This is a genomic window from Lysinibacillus sp. NPDC047702 (assembly GCF_050272555.1).
Classification (GTDB): Bacteria; Bacillota; Bacilli; order Bacillales_A; family Planococcaceae; genus Lysinibacillus.
In genome coordinates this window covers 1-3,464 of sequence record NZ_JBNNMG010000128.1, presented here as the reverse complement: position 1 = coordinate 3,464, position 3,464 = coordinate 1, and the positions used below count along the sequence as shown (strand labels likewise).

The 3,464-nt window shown below is 29.7% G+C and carries 3 protein-coding genes; 1 reads left to right on the top strand and 2 read right to left on the bottom strand.

What is annotated here, in order from left to right:
• The first annotated feature begins 867 nt into the window (after positions 1–867).
• A complete protein-coding gene (locus tag ACQKIM_RS27855; RefSeq protein WP_427550193.1) occupies positions 868–1,281 on the top strand; it encodes a DUF3888 domain-containing protein in 414 nt (137 codons plus the stop codon).
• 150 nt (positions 1,282–1,431) lie between these two features.
• On the opposite strand, the gene ACQKIM_RS27850 is transcribed toward ACQKIM_RS27855, so the two are convergent.
• Together ACQKIM_RS27850 and ACQKIM_RS27845 are read right to left on the bottom strand one after the other, a co-directional pair.
• Positions 1,432–2,187, bottom strand: coding sequence for a MerR family transcriptional regulator (locus ACQKIM_RS27850; RefSeq protein WP_427550191.1), 756 nt, complete (start codon positions 2,185–2,187; stop codon positions 1,432–1,434).
• A gap of 48 nt (positions 2,188–2,235) precedes the next feature.
• Positions 2,236–2,562, bottom strand: coding sequence for a DUF4870 domain-containing protein (locus tag ACQKIM_RS27845; RefSeq protein ID WP_427550195.1), 327 nt, complete (start codon positions 2,560–2,562; stop codon positions 2,236–2,238).
• Positions 2,563–3,464 lie beyond the last annotated feature (902 nt).

Below are 3,464 nucleotides of genomic sequence, written 5' to 3'. Positions count from 1 at the left end.
TTGCTGTGGCAATGAAAGGCACCTCCTTTAATTGATACCTTTATAGTACCGAGAGGTGCTACGTGATTATATGCGTTATTTGAATACGGGCTTACCGTACATTAGATGAGGTCTGGTGTCATACAGTAGGTAGTAATGCTGTACATGAAATTCTAGCTTCAAATAATCGCGGATTTTCCAAATTAGAAAGATGGGCTAATACTAAAAATAGTTTAGGTTTGTTTCCTCTAAAAGAATTTAAACAACAGGCTAAATTAAGAAAAACTCATATTTATGAGGATAGTGAGAATGCATTAAGAAAATTAGCATATAGAGATGGGGTCGGTCCGTATTTTGACTCAGCCATAAACTCAAATGGATATTTCCCCGAATCTATTTTTTATCAAATTATAGGTCAACCAGAAAATATTTTCATACGAAACCTAATATTCGAAAATGCACTAAACCCTCCCAACGAGACATAAAAAACACCCCTTTGGCTAAATAATAACCAAAGGGGTAAAGCTTCGCATTTTTTTATAAACATCGCAACTATATTTCAAACCTACAACACATGTTGCTTTGAAATATAGTTTGATAAAATTGCTACTTATAATATGGATAAACAGAGAAAAGAAAAAGCATGTTTTGAAAAAAAGTTTGATCAAAATATGTTTTTTCTAAATTCAATTGAATCATCCTTTTATAAAAAAGTTTGATAATTTTTGTGAACCTTGCTCTATTAAAACACCCGATTGTGGAAGATCATAAGCATATTTTTTGGTTTAACTAAAGCCCCCCATTACTTCAATAAGTACATACTTTTATTCAATAAAGGTAATAATACAATTAATTATGTAAAGACCTTAAAGAGGTGTATTTAGGAAAATGAAAAAGATATTACTCGTTTTTATACTCTCCCTTGCTCTAATTACATCTTTTCAAACAAGAACCGTTTCATTATCTGAACCCACTCAGGACTCTAATGAGCTTAGATTACAGGATATGCTCATGTTATTGCTTACTCCTTATATTGAAAATGATTTGAATAGCTATTATTATCCGAAGATTTTAAAGGATTTTTCACCTCATGTTACTCCGTGGAAAATTGAATTGATTGAAACAAAAAGAAATCATTTTCGAGGATTTGATCTGCAAATTACTTTTGAAATTGAACCTACAGATGGCGGTCATAATATTTCAGTAGGAAAGGATCGAATGACCTATGAAATATCTGCTGGACCTGAGGTTAAATTGATAAATCACACTCACCTAGAGACGTATAAATATCCACCAGAATAATTTGTGGCTTTGGCATAGAGTTTGATTAGAAAAACCTCACAAACCCATATTCCACGATAAATTAAAAGACTCCCTTCTGAAAAAAGATTCATCAAAAGAGAGTATTATTAAGCAAATTTAAGATTGATTTCTATAAAAAAGTTTGGATTATTAAATTGAGTTATTATTTTGATGACAATTTATAGCTTCTTGTAAAAATTCTAGCTCCTTTTCGGTAAAAGGGTTTGGAAATGGAATTGGTTCTGTAAATGGCAACTTCTCTTTAATTGAATCTAAATTTCCTTTTGCAGTTTCATCCATTAGTTCTAGGAGTATTTCTATTGTTTCTTGAGTCTTTTTTGAAGAAGGTGTAGCTTTAGTAAAAGATAATTGTTTAATTCTAGTCAGAACCCTACTCCATTTTTTGTCTAAATTAATTTCTTCCTGCTTATTAATATTCAATAGTGGATCATTAAAATCATTAGAAAAATTCTCCTTCAACCACTTCTCAGTATCTTCTGCAAATATTAATTTTTGAAGCATTGAGCAAAACACATCAATATTAATGATTTCCTCAGCTTCTGTTATTTTAATGAGATGAGTTAAATCAGATACAATGTTGGCAATCTCAATTTTTTTCGCTTCAAATAACTTCTTTTGATAAGTTAAAGATTTTATTAATATTTCACCTTCAACTGTTTGTTTTTCAAGTATAGTTTTAATATCTTTTAAAGGAAGGCCTAAAAACTGTAGAGATTTAATTTTTTGTAAAAGTGTTAAATCTTCCTTTGAATATAATCTATGTCCTCCATCTGTATAATCACTTGGTTTCAATAAGTCTATACTGTCATAATATCGAAGAGTTCGGATGCTAACACCAGACTTTTGTACAAATTCCCCTATAGTAAATATATCTTTATCCAACATTATCACCTCATTGAAAAGCTTTGTCGTTTAGATAATATAAGATATCTTTTATACCTTAAAATATCTTATAACTGGGTAAGAAAACTTTTTTCCCTTTAAAGTATAAATCGTGGCAATTAAAATTAATATGGTTTCCAGAATAATCAGTGAAAAAGATAGAATAGAAACCATATTTATTTTTTTAGATACAAAAGTTAATATTAATAAAATGGGGAAAAAAGTAAAATGAAGGTTCATCCCTTCTTTTGCGTGATTGGCAAAATAATCATTCCTACCCTTCGATACCACATATACTAATATTGGTAAAATGAACGTTAACAAAAGTGAGAATAAATGCATTAAACTTGCTAGGACCCTGTTTAATAAACTTTCCATTTTCAATCGTCCTACCTCCAGTGCCATAAATTATTTAGTTACCGTTTTATTCGGTAACTAAATTCATCATAAAAGGTGACGCTACTAGAGATGCAAGTACAAATTTTTATTTAATTTAAAATTCCTTAGTTAACAGTTTCAGTAATATTATCTCTATATAGGAGTATCACCAATGTAGTTTATTGAGCTATCCTGCACCTATATTTTAAGTGAAAATTCTCGCATTCTCGCAATTACTTCACTCCATAACGATTTCCTTTAAATGTGTTACTCAAGAAAATGGCCCGTTTGTGCATCGTGACTTTATTTCAAATCTACATGTAAGCTATACCTTGTAAATTGCAATAATGAAAAAGAGGTTTACTTACTGTTGAGTAACAGTTAATAAACCTCTTTTTATTTTCACAACAAGGGATTTCATTATTCCTTCGTATGTAGAAACTTTTTTATAAGGCTGCTTTCTAAAAGATTGCTGTTATTCAATGTAGTGTAGAAGATTCGCATCCCGAAATAAACAATCTTTATTATAAAAACCAAACTAGATAAATAAAGAACCAACTGTTTTGATCAAACTTTGTTTCAAAACAGTTGGTTTCTTTCTGTATAAAATCAGCGTTTGCAACTTATCTTTTATCGAACTTTATTCAAAAGCTACAACAAACCTTGATAAAACATCCATAATCAAACTCTATTCTAAGTAACAATTGAACAACTTAAAGTAAACATCCTAAACCTTAGTATTACTACATTCAAACTTGTTTAGCTAGAGTCTACTTATAATGAACATACTTATATTTTGTATAGAACTATCACTAGCATCGCATTAAAATAATGTCTCATTCAAATTAATCGTAATTTTCTGTAATTACATGTAAGCGCAAAAAAGTCCTTTATAATGGTTT

Bases quoted from the DNA above. Each gene is read 5' to 3' on its own strand.
- ACQKIM_RS27855 (WP_427550193.1), top strand. From the start codon at position 868: ATGAAAAAGATATTACTCGTTTTTATACTCTCCCTTGCTCTAATTACA.
- ACQKIM_RS27850 (WP_427550191.1), bottom strand. From the start codon at position 2,187: ATGTTGGATAAAGATATATTTACTATAGGGGAATTTGTACAAAAGTCT.
- ACQKIM_RS27845 (WP_427550195.1), bottom strand. From the start codon at position 2,562: ATGGAAAGTTTATTAAACAGGGTCCTAGCAAGTTTAATGCATTTATTC.